Here is a 21,292-nt window from a genome sequence, read left to right as displayed (position 1 = left end):
CTTAACCGTCTGCTAGGTAAGGCCAAGCACAACGGAAGGGATCGTGAATGACAGGTCATGTGATGATGGTGGGCGCAGGCCTGTCGGGGGCGGTGATCGGCCGGATGCTGGCCGAGGCCGGCTGGCAGGTCAGCGTCGTCGATGCGCGCCCCCATATCGGCGGCAACTGCCATACCGAGCGGGACGCCGAAACCGGCGTCATGGTGCATGTCTATGGGCCGCACATCTTCCACACCGACGATGCCGAGGTGTGGGATTACGTCAACCGCCACACCACCTTCATGCCCTACAAGAACCGGGTGAAGACCACCTCGCGCGGGCAGGTCTTCTCGCTTCCGGTGAACCTGCACACGATCAACCAGTTCTACGGCAAGACGATGCGCCCCGACGAGGCGCGCCTCTTCATCGACGAGCAGGCCGACACCACGATCACCGAACCGCAGACGTTCGAGGAACAGGCGCTGCGCTTCGTCGGCCGCGATCTCTATGAGGCGTTCTTCAAAGGCTACACTCAGAAGCAGTGGGGCATGGCCCCGACCGAGCTTCCGGCCTCCATCCTGAAGCGGCTGCCGGTGCGCTTCAACTACGACGACAACTATTTCTTCCACACCTATCAGGGGATGCCCGAACACGGCTACACCCCGATGATCGAAAGCATCCTCGATCATGAGAACATCACCGTCACGCTGAACACCCGGTTCGACCGGGCCGAGGCGGCTGGCTACGACCATGTCTTCTGGTCCGGCCCGCTGGACGGGTGGTTCGATTACGAACTCGGTCGTCTGGGCTATCGCACCCTCGATTTCGAACGGTTCACCTATACCGGCGACTGGCAGGGCTGCGCGGTGATGAACTACGGCGAGGTGGACGTGCCCTTCACCCGCATCACCGAGCACAAGCATTTCGCCCCGTGGGAAACCCATTCCGGGTCGGTGCTCTACCGCGAATTCAGCCGCGCCTGCGGGCCGGAGGACATTCCCTACTATCCGATCCGGCAGGTGAACGAAGTCGCCCTGCTGCGCGAATACGTCCGCCGCGCCGAGGCCGAAGACGGCGTGACCTTCGTCGGGCGGCTCGGCACCTATCGCTATCTCGACATGGACGTCACGATTCGCGAGGCGCTGGACACGGGCCGCCGCTTCCTTGCCGCGCGCGAAACGGGGCACGCCATGCCGGCCTTCGCGATCAACCCGCTGTGACCGCGCTCGCCGCGCTCGTCGTGACGTTCAACCGGCGGGCGCAGCTGGAACGAACCGTGGCGCGCCTGCTCGAAGGTCCGCTCGACCGGCTGGTGGTGGTGGATAACGGCTCGGAGGACGGCAGCCGCGACTGGCTCGCCGCCCATCCCGATCCGCGCCTGACCGTGATCCTGCCGCCCGAGAATGGCGGCGGGGCGCGGGGCTTCGAGATCGGGATGCGCGAGACGGTGGCCCGGTTCGATCCCGACTGGATCGTGCTGATGGACGACGATGCCCGCCCCGAACCGGGGGCGCTGGCGCATTTCGCCGCGCTCGACCATGGGGCGGATGTGGTGGCGGGGGCGGTGCGCTACCCTTCGGGCGCGATCTGCGACATGAACCGGCCTTGGATCAACCCGTTCTGGCAGGCGGGGACGTTCCTGCGCACCGCAATGGGCGGCGGGCGGGAGGCGTTCCATCTCGGCCCCGACGCCTATGAGGGACCGCATCTGCGCGACATCCACGGCGCGTCCTTCGTCGGGCTGTTCCTGTCGCGCAAGGCGATCCGGGACGGGGGCTATCCCGACGGGCGCTTCTTCATCTATGGCGACGATGTGCATTACACGCTCGGCCTGACGGCGCGGGGGCTGCGCAGCGTCTTCGCCCCCGGCCTGCGGTTCGAGCATGATTGCGCGACGCTCGGCGCCGACCGCATCTTCCGCCCCCTGTGGAAGACCTATTACCACCACCGGAACCTTTGGCATGTCTATCGCCGCGCGGCCGGGCCGGTGTTCTTCGGCGGGGTCATGGCACTGATGCTGCCGAAATGGCTGATGAAGGGCCGCACCCTCGGCCCGGAGGAGCGTCGGATCTACCGCGCCCTGATCCGCCTTGCGATCCGCGATGCCGCACGGGGGAAGATGGACCGCCCCCATGCCGAGATCATGGCCCGCGCCCGTCACATCGCGTAGCCGAGCGCCTCCATCTGCGGGCCGCAGATCTCGCGGAAGCAGGCCTTCTGCGCCTCCGTCCACGATTGCGCCGCGAGCGTGGGGGCGATGCGCCCGCGCGGCACTTCGCCCGTGCTGGAATTGCTGCCCGTGGCGAAATAGGCGCGGACCTCATCCTCGGTCCAGCGGGGGTCCAGCCCCAGATGCGCAAGGATCCGGCCATGCGCGTTCCACGGGTCGATCAGGAAATCGGCCATGTCGAAGCTGATCATCCGCGCCCCCAACTCCCCCCGCACGGCGTGGAAGCTCTTGATCGGCGCGCTCCACATCCGGCAGGCATCGTCGAAATGCCGGTTGGGCCAGAGGCGCAGGTTCGATTTCACATTCTCGATCCCGTTGCGGTGCATGTGGATGAACTGCGCCTCGGGAATGTGGCGGGCGATCAGGGGGCAGGTGTCGATCATCCGAAAGCCGGGCGTCTTGTCGTAATAATCCCGCCCCCCGTGATGGGCGAGAACGAGACTGTCGAGCGTCCGCGTCATCGCCAGAAGCACGGTGTCCATCCCGATCCGGTTCACCTCGTAGGCGCTTTCGGGAATGGTGCGCGTGATCTCCGCCCGCCCATCCTGCAGCGAGGCGAGGAACCGCCATGCATGGCCCTCGGCATAGCCCGCGAAACCCAGCACGTCCGAGAAGTAGGAGGCGATCTTGCTCGTGCCCGAGCGATGCGCCCCGATGATGAAAACCTTGCGCATTCCGTCCTCAGGCCAATGAAACGGTGCGGGCGTAATTCGCCCGGACCAGCGATGTGACGTGGCTCGGATGGGTGCGGCACATCTCGAGGATGCTGTCGCGCAGCATCAACTGGCCGCCGACATCCTGCCCCTCGGACCATGGCCACGACATGGACCCTTTGCGGAACCGATAGAGAAAGCCCTGCTGCGGCAGCAGGATGCCGCGATGCCCCCGCCCGGTGAAGCTGAGCCAGAAGGCCCAATCGTCCCCTTCGCCGTTGCGGCGGGTGGCGTCGAAACCGATCTCGCGCAGGATGTCCGTGCGGATGAGCGAGGTCATGCGGTAATCGTTCACCAAGAGATGCATGTGATCGCCCAGCAGATGCTGCATCACCGCCTCGTTGCTTTCCCCGAAATTGCGGCGCTGCGGGATCACCGCATCGGGGCGCATGGGGGAATGGTTCCACGCCTCCAGCATGTTGCCGATCAGGTCCGGCAGGAACATGTCGTCGGTGTCGATGAAGACCGACAGCGGCGTGTCGCAAGCCTCGATCAGGGTGTTGCGGCTGGCCAGAAGCCCGGCATTCGGCTGGCGGATGATCTCCAGATCGGGCAGGCAGGCGCGGGCGTAATCGAACCAGTGCTGGTGCGACTCCGGGGTGCCGTCGTCGCAGATGATGACGCGCGGCGGCCCGATGGTCTGGGCGGCCAGCGAATCCACCGTCTCCATGAATTCGGCCGTGGGCTTGTAGGCGGGGATCAGCACGGTGACGTCGGCCGCCGTCATCGGTCGGCGCGGCACGGCCACGCTGGTGGCCCCGCGTTTGTCGCGCAGGGCGCGGTCGTAGCGGCAGCCCATCTCCTCGGCGATGCGGGCGGGGGCGAGGGTGGCTTCGCAATGCTCGCGCACATCGCGCATCACGCTCGTCGCCTCGGCGGCCATGGCCTCCATCTGCTGCTGCAGGCCGCGCACGCTGCGCATCTGTTCGTCGAGCACATGGGCATGCAGATGCTCGGGGAAGAACTCCGCCATCGGGGTGCCGAAGCGTACGACCGGCAGCAGGCCCGCATCGATCGATTCGACGCAGGCATAGGAGAAGGTCTCCGCCGAGCCGAGGCTGGGGCAGATCGCCCCCGGCTCCAGCAGGCGCAGGGCGGAGTCGCGCGGAAGAAAGCCGGTGAAGGAGGTCCGGTCCCGGATGTCCGGGTTCAAGCGCGACAGCACGTAGGACCGCATGTCGCTGTTGCGGAAGGGCGTGTCCACGATGCGGCCGATCAGGCGGATCTCGCGCAGCGGCATCACCGGCTCGATCAGATTGGCCAGATAGATGACCTTGTCGATCCCCTTCGACAGCGAGATGCGCCCGATATAGTTGATCTCGGTCCGCAGCGGGGCCTGATGGGCGGCCTTGCGGAACAGATACGGCTCGCGGATCATCTCCACCCGTTCGTGGATGCCGTAGGAGGCAAGCCGCCCGCGCGCCGTTTCGGACGGGGCGATCGTCAGATCGCTGATGCGGCATTGCTGGCGTTCGCACAGATGGTCGATCCGCGACGAGGGCGAGAGCCGGATCTGATCCGCCTCGTAGAAATCCTCGATGAAGCCGTGATTGTAGGTCACGCAAAGCTGCCGGTCGGCCCCCGATGCCGATTGCAGGTTCTGATAGAGGTCGAGGCAGGGCGAGAGGTAATCCGTCGCCTCGATCACGTCGATGCCCCATTCGGCGACCTTCGCCGCGATCCGCTGCGACAGCCAGTTCGCCAGAAAGAGGTTGCGCGCCGGAGAGGGGTAGCAGCGCCACGCCTCGTGCAGATCGACATTCTCCAGATGCACATGGCCCGGCGGGAAGGGCGCGGTGTCGGCCGGAACGCCATGCCCCGGCCCCTCGGTCCACGAGAACAGGAACACCTCATGCCCGGCATCGCGCATCGCGGGCACCATGTAGGACAGGTAGGTCGCGATGCCGCCCGCCGGATGGATCGGCGTCTCGCGCGAGACATAGAGGATGCGCATCAGCCGAGGCTCTTGATGGAGAGGTAATCCATGTGGAACGTGTAATCGCCGGCCGTGGGCAGCACGAAGATCAGCGACAGGCGGTGCGCCCGGTCCAGTTGCAGTTCGGCGAAGGTGCTGTCGGGCACCGTCACCGCATGTTCGAAGGGCATGGTCGAAACCGGCATCTGATAGTTCAGCAGGTCGTCGAAATTGCCGTCCTCCCAAAAGCGGCGCAGACCGATCTGGACGTTGCGGGCGATGTTCACCTCGTTGCGGCTGGCGATGTCGAAGAAGCTGACGAGATCGAGGCGCATTCCCCGCGCCCGGCGCAGGGGGTCGAGGTCGATATCCGTCTCCAGCGTCAGCCAGCCGGGTTTCTCGGCCAAGGGAAAGACCGGGTTGATCGACAGGCGTGCGCTGCGGAAGGTGCCGAGGGCGGCAGGCTCGCTGGCCGCCTTCAGCGCGACGGTGGCGCTGGCGCTGCCCTTTTCGTGGTCCAGACCGACCCAGACGGCATCGGCAAAGGGCTTGTAGGCCTCGGCCAGCCGCGGGGCCATCGTCTCGCCGTTCTGCAGCAGCCGCGACAGCCCCGAGGGCACATCGGCGAAACGGTTCACATCCGCCGGGGCCAGCGCGCCGATCTGCGTCTCCAGCTCCGACTGCAGAAGGCGCATCATGCGTTCGATGGACATCATCTGCATGCGCATGCGGTTGAGGCTGAGCTGGAGTTTCATTCTATACCCGGAACTGTTGACGACGACCCTTGATCACTCGTCGTTCAGAACTGGTTAAAAATGGTTAATAGAAGGTGAAGGGGAGAAGGATTCTCCCCTCCGGGCCGGGCCCGCGATATCATTCATCCGACAGGACGGCGCGGGCACCCGCGCGCGCGTCGCGGATCGCCTCGGGCAGGGGGGTGCCGCATTCGGCGGCGCGGATCACCATCCAGTCCGTTTCGGTCAGAAGCGCGCGAGCTTCGGCCTGCGCCTGATCCTGCGCTTCCTGCCGGCGTTCGCGCTCGCGCGCCTCGGCGGTGATGACCTTGGTGAAATCGATCGTCATTGGGCCTCTCCATAGGGCAGGGCGATGGGGCCGTCGCCCTCCGGCGTCAGCGTGATCAGATGGGACGGGCCGCCTTCGGGGCCGTGGGGCAGGATGACGCACAGATGCAGGTCGCCTTCGATCCGCTCCACCGGCCCGGCCAGCCAATCGCCGCTGACGGCCTCGGCCGGCAGGCTCGCGCCATCGGGCAGGGGCGTGAAATCGTAGGGGGTGCCGTTCACCGTCAGGATGTCGCCGGTGCGCACAAGTTCGAGCGATGCGTCGCGGCGCATCGGGGTCAGGGTGATCTTCATGTCCATTCCGATTCAGTACCAGCGCCCGATGGCAAGGGCGCGCCCATATTCCGACCCCGTGAACGAGGTCGCCGCCATCAGCCGCAGCACCACGCTGGTGGTGCCGGGCAGGTTGCCGCTCATCCAGCGGGCGCTGTTGGAGCTTTGGCCGCTGACGCAGATCTTGTCCGCCGACGCGAATTCCGCCGGGAAGGTCCATGTGCTGTCGCCCGAACGATAGAGCGTTCCCTGCGCCGTCGTCACCGCGCCGAAGGTCAGCGTCGGCGAGGTGCAGATCTGCATCCCATCGGCAAGGCGGACATATTCGCCATTGGCGTTGCTGCCCTTTTCCATCAGCGCGCCGGTGGCGGTGCCCGCCGTCTGGCTGACCTTGCCGACCGCGCGGCCGATCGCGAGCGGGAAGGACCATGCCGACCATACCCCGTTCGTGCCGCAGCGGATCGCGGTGCGGGGGGCGGCGGTCGTCACCTCGCGCGCGGTCTGGATCGTGACGGTGCCGCTGATGGCGCAGTCCACGATCCATTCCGCGGCGCTGTCGGGCCGGTTGGCGGTGCCGGTCGCGGCAAGGACGCGCCGGTGGATGCCGGTCATGTCATTGAGGTCGGCGGCGGTGTCGGGCCGCACGGCGCCGGTATTGCCGAAGGCCCCGACCGTCATCAGCCGCCCGGCGGCGGTGTCGGTGGCGGCGGTCTGCACGGCGGCCCCGGTCATCAGCCCGGTGCGGCCCGACAGGCGCAGCGCCTCGGTCCATGTGCCGCCATCGGCGCTGACCTTCATCGACAGATCGTCGGTCCCGGCAAGGCCGATCTCGGCCCGGCCGGACCATGCGCTCTGGAACAGAAGGCTCGCGGTCTGGGCGGCGCTTGCCTTGTTCACCTTGAGCTGATGGCCCGCACCCGCATGGGTGAAAAGGCTCGCCTCGGCGCGCAGGGCAAGGCGGTTCACGTCATCGGCCTCGGTGCCGATGCCGAGGCGGGCGGCAGTCAGCGCGCGCGCGCCGGGGCCCGTCCATGCCGTGCCGTCCCACAGCAGATCCTCGGCCGTATCGAGGACATGCACGCGCCAGCCGGGCCGGGGGGCGAGGAAGCTCCAGCTGCCGTTCTGGCGCACGGCGATGGCCTGCGCATGGGCGGCGAAGGCGGCGGTGGGATCGTCGCCCACGAGGATGCGGTCGCCATCCTCCGGGGCGGGGGGCGGATCGGACCGCCGTTCGGCGACGGCGGGCTGGACGAGGGCGTCCAGCATCAGCAGCGCCTCGTTATGGGTGACGTGTTTCTGGGCCTGCGCCGGTTGCAGCAGGGGCAGGCCGAGGATCGTGGTTGTATCGGGCATCAGACTCTCCGGCGGTGTGGCCGGAAGATGGCAGATGCGGGGTGAAGATCGCGTACGCCCCCCGCGCGGAGGGGCGCGACACTACCGCTCCAGCGCGACCAGATGGCTGCGGCGCAGCAGCAGAAGGGCCAGCGCGATCATCGGCAGCGACACGATCATGCAATAGCTGACCGAGATGAACTCCGGATGGTAGCTGGGATAGAACCCCTCGCGCATCAGGGCCACGCCATGCGCCACGGGCAGCCATTCCAGAACGGCGCGGGCCTTGGCCGGAAGCTCGTCCACCAGAAAGAAGATGCCCGCCGCAAGGAAGAGCGGCCGGTTCGCGAGCGAGAAGATCTGCGGCCAGATCACGAAATGGGCCGTGATGAGGCAGTTCATCAGCCCGACCCCGATCCCGAAGGCGAACATGATCGCAAAGCCTTCGATCACCTTGCCCACGTCCAGCACGGTATGGGCATCCACCACCGCCAGCACCGACCCCATCACGAGGCAGAAGATCAGCACCTCGGTCAGCACGGTCAGAAGGGTGCGCGCGACGATGGAATCCATCCACGTCACCCGCGGATAGGCCAGAAGCGGGCGCGAATAGATCACCGCGTTGCCGACCTTCGTGCTGATATGGTTGTAGGCCTGAAAGGGCAGGAATCCGGTCGCGTAGAACAGGATGAAGTTCGTGCCCAAGGGCGGCACGCGCACCACGAAGGACATCGCCAGCGCCATCACGCAGATGCCCGCCATCGGCGCGATGATCGCCCAAGCATAGCCGCCGGGCTGACGCCCATAGGTCGTGTTCATCTCGCGCAGCATGAGCGAGAAGATCACCCGCGCCGAGGCGAAGGACGGATCGGGAAGCGAGGGCTTCTTCGAGGGGGGGATCGGGGCGGAGGTCATTCGTCGTCCTCATCCTCGTCGTCATCGTCGAAACGCTGATGCTGCTTCAAGAGGGGCAGGCCCATATTGGCACGGTGCCGGGCGATCGCCTCTTCGAGATCGTCGAAATAGGTGATCCGCCCCTTGTCGAGGACGGCCCCCGCCTGACACATCTTGCGCAGCTGCATCATGGAGTGGGAGACGACGATCGCGCCCGCCGTGCGCAGCCGGTAGCGGAACACCGTCTGGCTGCGCTGCTTGAAGGCGGCGTCGCCCACGGCCATCACCTCGTCCACGAGATAGGTGTCGAACGGAATCCCCATCGAGACGCCGAAGACCAGCCGAGAGCGCATCCCCTGCGAATAGGTGCGCACCGGCATGTCCATATGGGCGCCGATCTCGGCGAAGTCGTCCACGAAATCCACCAGCTCGTCGCTGTCCACGCCATAGATGCGGGCGATGAAGCGGACGTTCTGCGCCCCCGTCATGTCGCCATGGAAACTGCCGCCGAACCCGACGGGCCACGAGATGGTGCCCGTGGTGTCCACATGGCCGCTATCGGCCGGGATGCGCCCGCCGATCAGTTCCAGAATGGTGGACTTCCCCGCCCCGTTGCGCCCCAGCAGCGCCACCGACACGCCGGAGGGGATCGTCAACGAAGCATTGTCGAGAATGACCTTCTTGCGCCCGTCAGGCGTGGGGAAGGCCTTGCTCAGATTCTCGAACCGGATCATGCGCGCCTACCGGCGATCCCGCAGGGAGTAGTAGATCAGCGCGCCGATGGCCCATGTCAGGAAGCTGAACAGCGCCACGAGCCCGGTGATGAGCGCGCGCTGCGGATATTCCGACTTCTCCGCCGCGGTGGGGCGGATATAGGCGGCGAGGTAGCGCGTCCGGCGGTTCGCTTCGGCCACAGCGGAATCATACGCCGCCAGCGCCGAGGTATAGGCCGTTTCGGCGAATTCGCGGTCCACGGTCAGCCGCTCGTATTCGGCCACGACGTTGGCGTAGTTGTCGCCCGTGGCGGTCGCGCTGCCATTGCTGAACTTCTGCCGCTCGCTAGCGATGCGATCCTGGATGACGCCGATGCGCGTTTCGGCCTGCCGCACGCGGGGATCGTCGGCCCCCGTCGAGCTGCGCAGGAGATCCAGATCCACCAGCGCCGTCGCCAACTGGGATTGCAGGCTGGCGACGATGCCGGTCTGGCCCTGAAGGTCGGCGTTCACATCGACGATCTGGTTCTGGATGCGGAAGGCCGTCAGCGCCTCGCGGGCCGTCTTCAGGCGGTCCACGGCGGTGTCGAGATCCTCGCGCGCATAGCGGATCGCATCTTCGCGCGACTGGGCCGACAGCTCGTTCACAAGGCGCGTCGCCTCGTCGTTGATGGCCGAGGCGATGGCCTGCGCATCATCGGGACGGAAGGCGAGGGCGCGGATCTCCATCAGGCCGGTGGAGCCATCGTAGGAGATGCGCGTCATGCGCTGCCAGTAATTGGTCAGATCCTCGATCGTGCCATCGGGGTCGAACCGCATCAGGCGATCCGAGCCGGGCCGGGAATAGAGGGTGCGCAGATCGACTTGCGCGTCCACCGCGCGGACCATGTCCTGACTGCGGACGAATTCATAGAGCACGTCGCTGTCGCTGGCGCTGTTGGTGCCGCCGATCGTGCTGCCCAGCCCGCCCAAGAGGTCCGTCGCCGCCGACGCGCTGTCTTCGGAGCGCATCGTGAAGGCGAGGGTGGAGCTGTATTGATCGCTGGCCCAGATGTACATGTAGGCCGCCGTCGCGAGGATCGGCAGCACCACCACCGCAAGGAACACGGCGAACAGCTTGCGATGCCGCGGACGCAGGCGGGCCGGGGCGGCCACGCGTTCGGCCAGCCGTTCGGCGACGGGGTCAGTGGCGGGCTGCGGCGCGGTCGGCGGCTCGCTCTGCGGATCGGGAAGGGGGGCCTGACGGCCCGGAGCCTGCGCTTGGGGGCGCGTGGTATCGGCCGGTTGCTGCACCAGCTTCGGCCAGCCGCCCGCCTTGGCGCGCGGGCCGGGTTTGGCCCCGCCCGGCTTGTTCGGCCCACCGCCCTGAAGCGCGCGCATCTTCATGCCGCCCGGACCGTTGCCCGGACCATTGCCCTGGCCGCCGCCCGGACCACCGCCGCCCGGACCCTTGCCGCCCATGCCCTTGCGCGGACCGCCCGGACCCGCCCCTGCACCGCCCGCACCCCCGGCACGGGGGCCGGGTTGCACACGCGGTCGGACGGCCTGCTGCGCGGTTGCCGGGGCCGAAGGATTGTCGGGATCGGATGTCATGTATCGATGTCTTCCATCTGGTGCCACGACGGGAACGGACCCGGACCGCATGGCTGGTCCTGCGCCGCGGCCGAAAGCCGGGCATGAAGTCCAAAGATAATAGCGGAAGGCCCCCATCCCGGCAACCCTCGCCCCGTGCTTTCCCTCAGATGCGGGGGCCCAGCGCCAGCGCGCGGGCCAGCATCGCCCGGTCGCCCTCGGTGCCCAGCGCCTCCAGCGCGTCCGCCGCCGGCAGCCACAGCGCATGGTGGCGCGGTTCGGTCGGCGCGCCGATCCGCAGCACCGGCCGCGCGATATGGACATGGCAGACCTTCTCCGCCCAGCGGTCGTATTCGGGCATGTAGGTGAAGCGCCGATACGTTCCCAGCCGCCGGCCGAGCGCGATGCGCCAGCCCGTCTCCTCCATCACCTCGCGGTGCAGGGCCGCCACGGGATGCTCGCCCGCGTCGATGCCGCCGCCGGGCAGCTGGATTTCGGGCTGGGGAACCTCCTGAAGGGTGGTCAGCACGTCATCGCCGCTCAGGCAGACGGCATAGACGCCTGCGCGCCGCCGGTAGGTCTGCCCGGCCTTCAACGCCTCTCCGTATCGCCGGATCATGTGGTCTTGGGCCTCTCGGTTGCCGTCCCCATATGGACGGGATATGCCAAGCCCAAGATATGCCAAGCCTCGTGCCGCAAGGAAACCCATGACTATCGGATCGAAAATCGCATGGGACGACACCGTCCTTCCCTTCCAGCTTGACCGTTCGGACATCCGCGGTCGCGTCGTTCGACTGGATGGCGTGCTGGATCAGGTCCTGTCGAAACATGATTACCCCCCGCAGATCGAGGCGCTGGTGGCCGAAGCCGCGCTTCTGACCGCGCTGATCGGCCAGACGATCAAGCTGCGCTGGAAGCTGAGCCTGCAGATCCGCGGCAGCGGTGCGGTGAAGCTGATCGCGACCGATTACTACGGCCCGACCGATGACGGCCAGCCCGCCCGCATCCGCGCCTATGCCGGTTTCGACGCCGAGGAACTGACCGACGCCGCCGCCTTCGATCAACTGGGCGAGGGGTATTTCGCCATCCTGATCGATCAGGGGGAGGGGACGGTGCCCTATCAGGGGATCACGCCCATCTCCGGCGGCTCCCTCTCGCGCTGCGCCGAGACGTATTTCGCCCAGTCCGAGCAGCTTCCGACCCGGTTCGAGCTGTCCTTCGGCCGGTCGCAACTGCCCGGAGAGGCGGAGGGCTGGCGTGCGGGCGGCGTGATGCTGCAGCACATGCCCAAGGCCAGCCCCTCGGTCGGCGAAGCCTCGGGCGAGGGTGGGCTCCTGACCCATGCCGACATCCTCGACGGCGACGAGGGCGAGAATTGGACGCGCGCCAACTACCTCCTCGATACCGTGGAGGATCTGGAGCTGGTCGGCCCCACCGTCGCGCCGACCGACCTTCTGGTGCGGCTGTTCCACGAAGAGGCCCCCCGCGTCTATGACAGCCAGCCCCTGCGCTTCGGCTGCACCTGCTCGGCCGAGAAGGTGCGCGACGCGCTGGAACCCTATCCCGCCGACGAGATCGCCGAGATGGTGACCGCCGAGGGCATCGTGACCGCCGATTGCCAGTTCTGCGGCGCGCATTACGAATTCGATCCGGCGACGCTGGGGCGCGACGGGGATGGTGCGTGACGCCCTGATCGCGGCGCTGGCGCGTCCGGACGCGCCCATGGCCCCGCCGGACGCCGCGTTGCGGCCGGCGGCGGTGCTGCTGGCCGTTCAGGATGGCCGGCTGTGGCTGACCAAACGCGCCTCGGGGCTGCGGCACCATCCGGGGCAGATCGCGTTGCCGGGCGGCAAGCTCGACCCCGTGGATGCCGGCCCCACCGATTGCGCCCTGCGCGAGGCCCGCGAGGAGATCGGCCTTCCCCCCGCCGCGGTGGAGGTGCTGGGCCTGCTGCCCGATCTGGCGACCGTCACCGGTTTTGCCATCACGCCGGTTCTGGCCGAGATCACCGCCCCCTTCACCCCCATCCCCCAGCCCGGCGAGGTGGACGAGGTTTTCACCGTGCCGCTGGCCCATGTGCTCGATCCCTCGCGCTTCGTCCGGCGGCAGCGGCGCTGGGCCGGGCAGGAGCGCGTGTACTGGACCGTTCCATGGGGGCCGCATTACATCTGGGGCGCGACGGCCGACATCCTGTATGATCTGGCCCGGAGGATGGCATGACCCTTCAGGACCCTTGGCTTTCGGAGGCACGGCCCGTCTGCGAGATGCTGACGGCGGCGGGGCATCGGGCGTTGTTCGTCGGCGGCTGCGTGCGCAACGCGCTGCTGGGGGCGCCGGTCAGCGATCTCGACATCGCGACGGACGCCCATCCGGACCGCGTGATGGCACTGGCCGAGGGCGCGGGCCTGCGCGCCGTACCGACGGGCATCGCCCATGGCACCGTCACCGTCATCGCCGGCGGCCGCCCCTATGAGATCACGACCTTCCGCCGCGATGTCGCCACCGACGGGCGCCATGCCACCGTCGCCTTTTCGGACGACATCGCCGAGGATGCGGCCCGGCGCGATTTCACGATGAACGCGCTCTATGCCGCGCCGGATGGGCAGGTGCTGGATCCGCTGGGGGGCCTGCCGGACCTTCGGGCGCGGCGGGTGCGCTTCGTCGGCGATCCGGGGGCCCGCATCGCCGAGGATTACCTGCGCGTCCTGCGGTTTTTCCGGTTCCACGCGATCTATGGCGCGGACGATCCCGACCCGGAGGCGCTGGCCGCCTGCGCCGCCCATGCGGATGGCATGGACACCCTGTCGCGCGAACGGGTGGGGATGGAGCTGAAGAAGCTCCTTTCGGCCCGCGATCCGGCGCCTGCGGTCTGCACCATGGCGGCGGCGGGCATTCTGGGGCGGATGCTGCCGGGCGCGGACCCGGTGCCCTTGGCGGTGCTGGTGCATCTGGAGGGCGATCTGCCGCCCGATCCGATGCGCCGCCTTGCGGTGCTGGCCACGGATGCCGATCTGCGCCTCTCGAAGGCCGAGGCCGCGCGCCTGTCGCGCCTTGCCGGGGCCGCGCGCGAAGGAACGCCCCTCATGGAGATCGCCTATCGCCACGGGGCCGAGGAGGCGCGGGATGCGGGCCTCGTGCGCGGGGCGCTGACGGGCCAGCCCCCGCAGCTTGCGGGGCTGGAGGAGGCCGCCGCCGCCCGCTGTCCCGTCAGCGCCCGCGATCTGATGCCCGCGCTGTCCGGGGCCGCGCTGGGCGAGCGTCTGCGTATGCTCGAATCGCGGTGGATCGCCTCGGGCTTTCGGCTGACGCGGGACGAGCTTCTGGGCTGAGCCTTTCCCTTGCCGCGCGGGCGCTATATCCGTGGGGCAACCGAAGGTCCGTCATGTTCCGCTTCTTCGAACGGCTCGTCGATCCCTACGCGCCCTATGACCCGACAGATACCCCGCCGAACCGGCTCTGGCCGTTCCTGCTGGATTATGCCCGGCCGTTCCGCCGTGTCTTCGTGGCGACGGCGGTGCTGTCGGTCGTGGTGGCGGTCGGGGATCTCGCGCTCATCTGGTATGTGGGGCGGGTGGTGGATCTTCTGTCCCGCACGGCCCCCGAAACCTTCTGGGCCGCGCATGGAACCGAGGTCGTTCTGGTCACGCTGGCGGTGCTGGTGCTGCGGCCTATGGCCTCGGCGGGGCATACGGGGCTGCTCTACAACGCGGTGCTGCCCAATTTCGGCACGCTGATCCGCTGGCGGGCGCATCGCCATGTGCTGCGCCAGCCCGTCGGCTGGTTCGAGGGGGATTTCGCGGGCCGCCTTGCCAACCGCATCATGCAGACGCCCCCTGCGGCCGGGGATGCGGTGTTCAACCTGTTCGACGCCGTGGCCTTTGCCGCGACGACGGCGGTCGGCAGCCTCGTGGTGCTGGGGCAGGCGGATGCGCGGCTGATGCTGCCGCTGCTGGCATGGTTCGCGGCCTATGGCCTTCTGCTGCGCTGGACGGTGCGGCGGGCGGGCCCCGCGGCCAAACGCTCGTCCGAGGCGCGCTCGGCGGTGACGGGGCGCGTGGTCGATGCCTATACCAACATCCATTCGGTGAAACTCTTCGCCCATGACGACCGCGAAGAGGCCCATGCCCGCGAAGCGATCGAAGAGGCCCGCACCACCTTCGCCGCCGAGATGCGGATCGTCAGCCGGATGGACATCACCCTGACGGTGATCAACGGCGTGATGATCGTGGCGGTCATCGGCTGGGCCGTGCTGCTGTGGCATCAGGGGGCGGCGTCGGTCGGGATGGTGGCGGCGGCGGCGGCGCTGGTGCTGCGGCTGAACAACATGACCTACTGGATCATGTGGGCGACGCAGCAGCTGTTCCAATCGCTCGGCACCATCGCCGAGGGGATGGAGACGATCGCCCAGCCCGTCACCCTGACCGACCGCCCCGCCGCGCCCGCGCTGATGCTGACGAAGGGGGCGATCGAACTCGACCATGTCAGCCATCATTACGGGCGCGGATCGGGCGGGGTGCAGGATGTGACCCTGTCGATCCGCCCCGGCGAGAAGCTGGGCATCGTCGGCCGCTCGGGGGCGGGGAAATCGACGCTGGTGAAGCTCCTCTTGCGCTTTTACGACGCCGAGAGCGGTGCGATCCGCATCGACGGGCAGGACATCGCCGGGGTGACGCAGGCCAGCCTGCGCGGCGCGATCGGGATGGTGCAGCAGGACCCGAGCCTTCTGCACCGCTCGGTCCGGGAGAACATCCTCTATGGCCGCCCCACCGCCTCGGAGGAGGAGATGGTGACCGCCGCCCGCCGCGCCGCCGCCCATGACTTCATTCTGACGCTTCGGGATGCCGAAGGGCGGAGCGGCTATGACGCGCATGTGGGCGAGCGGGGCGTGAAACTGTCCGGCGGGCAGCGCCAGCGCATCGGCCTTGCGCGGGTGATCCTGAAGGACGCGCCGATCCTCGTGCTGGACGAGGCGACATCGGCATTGGATTCCGAGGTGGAGGCGGCGATACAAGAGGCACTCTATGGGGTGATGGCGGGCAAGACCGTCATCGCCATCGCGCATCGCCTGTCCACCATCGCGCATATGGACCGTATCCTCGTGCTGGAGGATGGGCGCATCGCCGAAATTGGCCCGCATCAGGCGCTTCTGGCGCAGGGCGGGCTATATGCGAAATTCTGGGCCCGCCAGTCCGGCGGCTTCATCGAGACGGACGAGACCGCATGACCGAGCTGATGCGCCGCCTGGGCGGCATGATCGACGCCTTCCGCCCCGCCGACGGACAGCCCCCCGACCGGCTGGGACGTTTCTTCGCATGGTGCCTGAAGGGGGCGTGGCCCGCCCTCATCCTCGCGGCGGTCATCTCCTGCCTCACCGGCTCGCTCGAGGTGATCGCGGCCTCCATCCTCGGATGGGTGATCGACGGGGCGCAGGCGATGGGACCGGCCGCGATCTGGACCGAGGGGTGGTATCTGCTGGCGGGGCTGGCGGCGTTCTTCCTGCTGCTGCGGCCGTTGTTCTTCGGCCTGTCCTCGGCGTCGAACGCGATCATGGTGCAGCCCAACGTCTTTCCGCTGGTGCTGTCGCGCCTGCACCGCTGGACGATGGGGCAGGATGTCACCTTCTTCGACAACGATTTCGCGGGCCGCATCAGCCAGAAACAAATGCAGGCGGCGCGGGCCGTCACCGATGTCGCGGCCGAAACGATCAACACGGTCGCCTTCGCGCTGGCCTCGGTGATCGGCTCGGCGGTGTTCCTGATCTCGGTCGATGGCTGGCTGGCCTCGGCGCTGGCGGTGTGGCTGATCGCCTATGCCGCGCTGATCAAGTATTTCATGCCGCGCATCCGGCGCAATTCGGCGGCGCGGGCGGCGGCGCGGGCGATGGTGTCGGGGCAGGTGGTGGACACCATCACCAACATCAAGACGGTGAAGCTGTTCGCCCATGCTGCCTTCGAGGACCGGGTGGCCCTGCAGGCGATGCACACCTTCCGCGACCGCAGCCTCGATTTCGGCGGCATCTCCACGGTGTTCCGCACGGCGCTGATGCTGCTGTCGGGGCTTTTGCCGGTGGTGCTGATCGGCGGGACGCTGATCCTGTGGCAGCGCGGAACGGCCACGGTCGGCGATGTGGCGGCGGCGGGCGCGATCGCGATGCGCCTTGCGCAGATGTCGGGCTGGGTCAGCTTCACGCTGATGTCGATCTACACCTCCATCGGCGAGGTGGAGGATGCAATGACGACGCTGGCCAAGCCCCACCGCCTTCCCGATGCGCCGAAGGCCGCGAGCCTTCCGGCCGTGCGCGGCGAGGTGACGTTCCGCAATGTCAGCTTCAGCTATGGCGGCCGTCACGGCGGGGTGCACGAGATCGACCTGACCATCGGGGCGGGCGAAAAGCTGGGCATCGTCGGCGCCTCGGGCGCGGGCAAGTCCACGCTGGTGGCCTTGCTGCTGCGGCTCTACGACGTGGAGAAGGGCGCCGTGCTGATCGACGGGCAGGACGTGCGCGAGATCACGCAGGAATCCCTGCGCCGCCAGATCGGGATGGTCACGCAGGAAACCGCGATGTTCAACCGCTCGGCCCGGGACAACATCCTCTATGGCCGCCCCGAGGCCAGCGAGGATGAGCTTCGCGACGCCGCCCGTGCCGCCGAGGCCGAGGATTTCATCGAGACGATGACCGACCATCAGGGCCGCACCGGCTATGACGCCTATCTGGGCGAACGCGGCGTGAAGCTGTCGGGCGGGCAGCGTCAACGCATCGCGCTGGCCCGCGCCTTCGTGAAGGACGCCCCGATCCTCGTGCTGGACGAAGCGACCTCTGCCCTCGATTCGGAGGTGGAAGCCTCGATCCAGCTGGCGCTGGAAAAGGTGATGGAGGGCAAGACCGTCCTTGCCATCGCGCACCGCCTCTCCACCATCGCCGAGATGGACCGCATCGTGGTACTGGAGGCGGGCCGCATCGTCGAAGAAGGCCGCCACGAAGAGCTTCTGGCGCGGAACGGGGTTTACGCCCGGTACTGGAACCGGCAAAGCGGCGGCTTCCTGGGATTGGACGAGGCGGCGGAATGAGACTTGTTGCGGACAGGCTGGGGCATCGCGGCGACGCGGTGGCCCATATCGCGTCGGATGCGGGGCCCGCGGGCCCCGTCTTCATTCCGCGCATCCTGCCGGGCGAAGAGGTGGAGGGCGAGGTCGTCGGCGACCGGATGCCCGCCCCGTCGATCGTAACGCCCTCGCCGGACCGGGTGAAGGCGCCGTGCCCCCATTACCGGACCTGCGGCGGCTGCGCGCTGCAACACGCCTCGGACCCGTTCGTAGAGGGGTGGAAACGCGACGTGGTTGCTCGCGCCTTGGCCGCGCAGGGCTTGGATGCCCCGCTGGGCGAGGTGCGGACCTCGCCGATGCGGACCCGGCGGCGGGCGGTCCTGCATGGGCGGCGCACGAAGGGTGGGGCGCTCTTGGGCTTTCACGCGCGCGCCTCGGATACGCTGGTGGCGGTGCCGGAATGCCTGCTGCTGACGCCTGCGCTGATGGCGGCCTTTCCGGCGCTGGAGGCGCTGGTGCGCACCGGCGGCTCGCGCAGCGCCGAGCTTGCGCTGACGGTGACGGACAGCCTGCACGGCCCGGATGTGGCGGTGACGGGGGGCAAACCGCTCGATCCGGCGCTGCATGGCGATCTGGCGGCGCTGGCCGAGGCGCATGGCCTTGCCCGCCTGACATGGGACCGCGAGGTGGTGGCCCTGCGCCACGCGCCCGCGCAGGCCTTCGGGGCCGCCCGTGTGACGCCGCCGCCCGGCGCGTTCCTTCAGGCCACCGCCGCCGGCGAGGCGGCGCTTCTGGCCTTCGTGCAGGGCGCGGTGGCGGGCGCGCGGCGGATTGCGGACCTCTTTGCCGGTTGCGGCACCTTTGCGCTGCCCTTGGCCGAAGCGGCCGAGGTTCATGCCGTCGAAGGCGATGCGGCGATGACGGCCGCCCTCGATCAGGGCTGGCGGCGGGCGCAGGGCCTGCGCCGCGTCACGACCGAGGCGCGCGATCTGTTCCGCCGCCCGCTGGAGGCCGACGAGTTGAAGCCCTATGACGCCGTGGTGATCGACCCGCCCCGCGCGGGCGCCGAGGCGCAGACCGCCGCATTGGCGCGCAGCGCGGTGCCGGTGGTGGCCATGATCTCCTGCAATCCCGTAACCTTCGCGCGCGATGCCCTGACGCTGACGCGCGCCGGTTTCACGCTGCACGCCGTCGAGGTGGTGGACCAGTTCCGATGGTCGAGCCATGTGGAACTTGCCGCTCATTTCACACGGAGGTGAGCGGTTCGTGTGAATCGGCTCTGGGCAGGGGTCGTGATTCGCGTGTAAAATCCGGGCAAACACCAGATAACATGGCGAATGAATGCGGGCAGTGAACCTTATCCTCGCGCTGGCACTGATGATGGTGCTGGCCTCCTGCGGTGCAAAGGCGCCCCCAAAGATCCTGACCTATGACGGGCCGCCGATCACCTCGATCCAAGTCCAAAAGGCCAATCGCAAGATGTACCTGCTGAGCGGGAATCAGGTCGTGAAGTCCTTCGACATCGCGCTCGGTTTCGCGCCGGTGGGCCATAAGGAATACGAAGGCGACGGCAAGACGCCCGAAGGCACCTATTGGATCGACCGCCGCAACCCCAATAGCGCGTTCCATCTGTCGCTGGGCGTGTCCTATCCCAACGCCGATGACCGCATCCATGCGCTCGCCAATGGCAAGCTGCCGGGGGGCGACATCTTCATCCATGGCGATTCGCCTTGGACCAAGCGTCAGGTGGATTGGACGGCGGGATGCATCGCCGTCACCGACGAAGAGATCGAAGAGATCTATGCCATGGTGCGCGAAGGCACCGTCATCCAGATCCTTCCGTGATAAGAAAAGGCCCCGTTTCCGGGGCCTTGTTCGTTACTGGGACATGGCCATCTGGGGCGTGTAGCCGCCACCGCCCGCACCCGTCATGATCGTCCACCAGATCTTGCCCGCAGGCTCTTGGAACCATGCGATGCCGACATCGGTGGCCTCGGGGTTCAGGATCACTTCGCGCGTGCCCTGTTGGCCCATCCAGTCGCCCAAGGTCTGGGTTTCGGTCTGATAGGTCTCGGAGATGTCCTCGCCGAGGAGCTTGCCCGAATACCCGACGCGATTCGCTCGCACGAGCGGCGAGGAGCCGTCGGAGCCGAAATGCCACGGCCGGTTCTGCACCGACATGTCGCGCGCATGGGTCTTGGATGCGGCGATCAGCGCCGAGTTCAGTTGCAGCGGCGGAAGGTTCTTGGCCCGGCGCAGCGTGTTCATCGAATCGAGGAGGTTGTAGGTGATCTCCGCCTCTTGTCCGGGGGCGATCATATAGGCGCGCTGCACCGGCTGGCCGTCGGGGCCCAATTGGACCGCCGGTGTCGAGGAACATGCGGAGAGAGCGACCACGCCGCACAACGCAAGGAGGGAGAGGTGTTTCATGTCGATCCTGCCGATGAAGTGCGTCGCATGACATAGCCGAGTGCCGGGTCCGGGGCAAACGCAACTCTGCGTGACCGGGGCCTTAGGGGCCTCAACGTGATTTGCCGCCGCCGCGCGGGCAGGCTATGATCCGCCAAACGCGGAAGATGCCGCAGGATCAAGAATTAGGAGACGAGGAATGAGCGACGTGAAGCTCAACCGTCGCGTGCTGCTGGGTGCGGCCGCGGCAAGCGCAGCCGTTTCGGCCGTGCCGGCATTCGCACAGAGCATGCAGAACTCCACGCAGATGGAGTCGTCGGCCGCGATCCGTTCGAACATTTCGAGCTTCCGTATGCTCGACTGGCGCGATCACTTCGACAACACGAATGGCGGGGCGATTCTCGTCGACCTGACCTCGCGTGCGCTGCACTTCTGGTCGGCGGATCAATCGGTGTACAAGCTCTACCCGTGCTCGATCCCGCTGTCCGAGGATCTGACGCGACGTGGCCGGACGCAGGTCGTGGAGAAGCGCGAGAACCCGACATGGCGCCCGACCCCCGCCATGCGCGAGCGCAACCCCGAATGGCCCGCCGTGGTCGAAGGCGGCGCGCCGGACAACCCGCTGGGCGTGCGGGCCATGTACCTGTCTTGGCAATATTACCGCATCCACGGCACGCATGACACGCGCAAGATCGGTCGTGCGTCCTCCAACGGCTGCATCGGGCTGTATAACGAGCATATCGTCGAACTCTACAACCTGAGCTCGGTCGGCACGCAGGTGTTGCTCATTTGACAACATAGGCGGAGTTTTGTGGGAACCCGAACCTCCCGATTGCATTCACGTTCCCGAGATGCTTATGCATTTCATACGAGGAACAGTCTTGGATGCGCAACGTCGCCTCTGAAACAAAAGACGTTGAGCAGTAACTGGAGGTCATTATGAAGAAACTCGCACTCGCCGCCGCTCTCTCGGTCGCCGCTACGTCCGCTTTCGCCGGTGGTATGGCTGAGCCGGTCATGGAGCCGGTCATGCAGCCCGCCGTCGTGGAAGAAAACACCAGCTCGTCGTCGGCTGGCGTGGTCGTTCCGCTGCTGCTGCTGTTGGTCGTGGCTGCTGCCGCCGCTTCCTGATCCTT

The 21,292-nt window shown here is 67.5% G+C and carries 22 protein-coding genes; 11 read left to right on the top strand and 11 right to left on the bottom strand.

Features of this window, described 5'->3' with window-relative positions; translation table 11 throughout:
- Positions 1–47 precede the first annotated feature (47 nt).
- Positions 48–1,199, top strand: a complete 1,152-nt coding sequence (locus GR316_RS07310) for a UDP-galactopyranose/dTDP-fucopyranose mutase family protein (protein WP_211783310.1) — start codon at positions 48–50, stop codon at positions 1,197–1,199.
- On the top strand, positions 1,196–2,149 hold the full coding sequence (locus GR316_RS07305; protein ID WP_211783309.1) for a glycosyltransferase: 954 nt from the start codon (positions 1,196–1,198) through the stop codon (positions 2,147–2,149). Before GR316_RS07310 ends, GR316_RS07305 begins: the two co-directional genes overlap by 4 nt.
- On the opposite strand, the gene GR316_RS07300 is transcribed toward GR316_RS07305, so the two are convergent.
- The 10 genes from GR316_RS07300 to GR316_RS07255 form a co-directional block, all read right to left on the bottom strand.
- Complete coding sequence (locus tag GR316_RS07300) at positions 2,137–2,883, bottom strand: sulfotransferase (RefSeq protein WP_211783308.1); 747 nt, start codon at positions 2,881–2,883, stop codon at positions 2,137–2,139. The genes GR316_RS07305 and GR316_RS07300 overlap by 13 nt on opposite strands.
- A 7-nt stretch (positions 2,884–2,890) precedes the next feature.
- Positions 2,891–4,876, bottom strand: coding sequence for a glycosyltransferase (locus GR316_RS07295; protein WP_211783307.1), 1,986 nt, complete (start codon positions 4,874–4,876; stop codon positions 2,891–2,893).
- Positions 4,876–5,592 carry a hypothetical protein gene (locus GR316_RS07290; RefSeq protein WP_211783306.1) on the bottom strand — a complete coding sequence of 239 codons (717 nt, stop codon included), beginning with the start codon at positions 5,590–5,592 and terminating at the stop codon, positions 4,876–4,878. Before GR316_RS07290 ends, GR316_RS07295 begins: the two co-directional genes overlap by 1 nt.
- A 118-nt stretch (positions 5,593–5,710) precedes the next feature.
- Positions 5,711–5,920, bottom strand: coding sequence for a hypothetical protein (locus tag GR316_RS07285; RefSeq protein ID WP_211783305.1), 210 nt, complete (start codon positions 5,918–5,920; stop codon positions 5,711–5,713).
- Entirely contained in the window at positions 5,917–6,213 is a 297-nt protein-coding gene (locus tag GR316_RS07280) for a hypothetical protein (protein ID WP_211783304.1), read from the bottom strand. Before GR316_RS07280 ends, GR316_RS07285 begins: the two co-directional genes overlap by 4 nt.
- Positions 6,214–6,225: 12 nt before the next feature.
- Positions 6,226–7,545, bottom strand: coding sequence for a DUF2793 domain-containing protein (locus tag GR316_RS07275; protein WP_211783303.1), 1,320 nt, complete (start codon positions 7,543–7,545; stop codon positions 6,226–6,228).
- Between the two features lie 81 nt (positions 7,546–7,626).
- Complete coding sequence (locus GR316_RS07270; RefSeq protein WP_211783302.1) at positions 7,627–8,439, bottom strand: ABC transporter permease; 813 nt, start codon at positions 8,437–8,439, stop codon at positions 7,627–7,629.
- Positions 8,436–9,152: an ABC transporter ATP-binding protein gene (locus GR316_RS07265; protein ID WP_211783301.1), complete on the bottom strand. Its 717-nt coding sequence runs from the start codon at positions 9,150–9,152 to the stop codon at positions 8,436–8,438. The genes GR316_RS07270 and GR316_RS07265 overlap by 4 nt, the downstream gene beginning before the upstream one ends.
- 6 nt (positions 9,153–9,158) lie before the next feature.
- Positions 9,159–10,724 (bottom strand): sugar transporter, encoded by a 1,566-nt coding sequence (locus GR316_RS07260; protein WP_249218723.1) that lies wholly within the window; start codon positions 10,722–10,724, stop codon positions 9,159–9,161.
- A gap of 145 nt (positions 10,725–10,869) precedes the next feature.
- Positions 10,870–11,322: an NUDIX hydrolase gene (locus tag GR316_RS07255; RefSeq protein ID WP_211783300.1), complete on the bottom strand. Its 453-nt coding sequence runs from the start codon at positions 11,320–11,322 to the stop codon at positions 10,870–10,872.
- An 88-nt stretch (positions 11,323–11,410) separates the two neighbouring features.
- Here GR316_RS07255 and hslO point away from each other — a divergent pair, with 88 nt between their 5' ends.
- The 7 genes from hslO (at position 11,411) to GR316_RS07220 (ending at position 19,592) form a co-directional block, all read left to right on the top strand.
- Complete coding sequence (hslO, locus tag GR316_RS07250; RefSeq protein ID WP_211783299.1) at positions 11,411–12,388, top strand: Hsp33 family molecular chaperone HslO; 978 nt, start codon at positions 11,411–11,413, stop codon at positions 12,386–12,388.
- A complete protein-coding gene (locus GR316_RS07245) occupies positions 12,378–12,923 on the top strand; it encodes an NUDIX hydrolase (RefSeq protein ID WP_211783298.1) in 546 nt (181 codons plus the stop codon). Before hslO ends, GR316_RS07245 begins: the two co-directional genes overlap by 11 nt.
- Complete coding sequence (locus GR316_RS07240; RefSeq protein ID WP_211783297.1) at positions 12,920–14,032, top strand: CCA tRNA nucleotidyltransferase; 1,113 nt, start codon at positions 12,920–12,922, stop codon at positions 14,030–14,032. Before GR316_RS07245 ends, GR316_RS07240 begins: the two co-directional genes overlap by 4 nt.
- 53 nt (positions 14,033–14,085) lie before the next feature.
- A complete protein-coding gene (locus GR316_RS07235) occupies positions 14,086–15,927 on the top strand; it encodes an ABC transporter ATP-binding protein (RefSeq protein WP_211783296.1) in 1,842 nt (613 codons plus the stop codon).
- Entirely contained in the window at positions 15,924–17,771 is a 1,848-nt protein-coding gene (locus GR316_RS07230; protein WP_390625155.1) for an ABC transporter ATP-binding protein, read from the top strand. The genes GR316_RS07235 and GR316_RS07230 overlap by 4 nt, the downstream gene beginning before the upstream one ends.
- Complete coding sequence (locus GR316_RS07225) at positions 17,768–19,006, top strand: class I SAM-dependent RNA methyltransferase (RefSeq protein ID WP_211783295.1); 1,239 nt, start codon at positions 17,768–17,770, stop codon at positions 19,004–19,006. The genes GR316_RS07230 and GR316_RS07225 overlap by 4 nt, the downstream gene beginning before the upstream one ends.
- An 82-nt stretch (positions 19,007–19,088) precedes the next feature.
- Positions 19,089–19,592, top strand: a complete 504-nt coding sequence (locus tag GR316_RS07220) for a L,D-transpeptidase family protein (RefSeq protein WP_211783294.1) — start codon at positions 19,089–19,091, stop codon at positions 19,590–19,592.
- 33 nt (positions 19,593–19,625) lie between these two features.
- On the opposite strand, the gene dalA is transcribed toward GR316_RS07220, so the two are convergent.
- The gene (dalA, locus tag GR316_RS07215; RefSeq protein WP_211783293.1) at positions 19,626–20,177 is read right to left on the bottom strand and encodes a divisome-associated lipoprotein DalA; all 552 of its coding nucleotides are present in this window, start codon (positions 20,175–20,177) and stop codon (positions 19,626–19,628) included.
- 178 nt (positions 20,178–20,355) lie between these two features.
- Here dalA and GR316_RS07210 point away from each other — a divergent pair, with 178 nt between their 5' ends.
- Together GR316_RS07210 and GR316_RS07205 are read left to right on the top strand one after the other, a co-directional pair.
- Positions 20,356–20,949 (top strand): L,D-transpeptidase, encoded by a 594-nt coding sequence (locus GR316_RS07210; protein ID WP_211783292.1) that lies wholly within the window; start codon positions 20,356–20,358, stop codon positions 20,947–20,949.
- A gap of 146 nt (positions 20,950–21,095) precedes the next feature.
- The gene (locus tag GR316_RS07205) at positions 21,096–21,287 is read left to right on the top strand and encodes a hypothetical protein (protein WP_211783291.1); all 192 of its coding nucleotides are present in this window, start codon (positions 21,096–21,098) and stop codon (positions 21,285–21,287) included.
- Positions 21,288–21,292 lie beyond the last annotated feature (5 nt).

This window comes from Falsirhodobacter algicola (assembly GCF_018279165.1).
GTDB lineage: Bacteria > Pseudomonadota > Alphaproteobacteria > Rhodobacterales > Rhodobacteraceae > Falsirhodobacter > Falsirhodobacter algicola.
The sequence above is the reverse complement of the archived record's forward strand: the minus strand, read 5'-3'. Positions and strand labels throughout refer to the sequence as shown.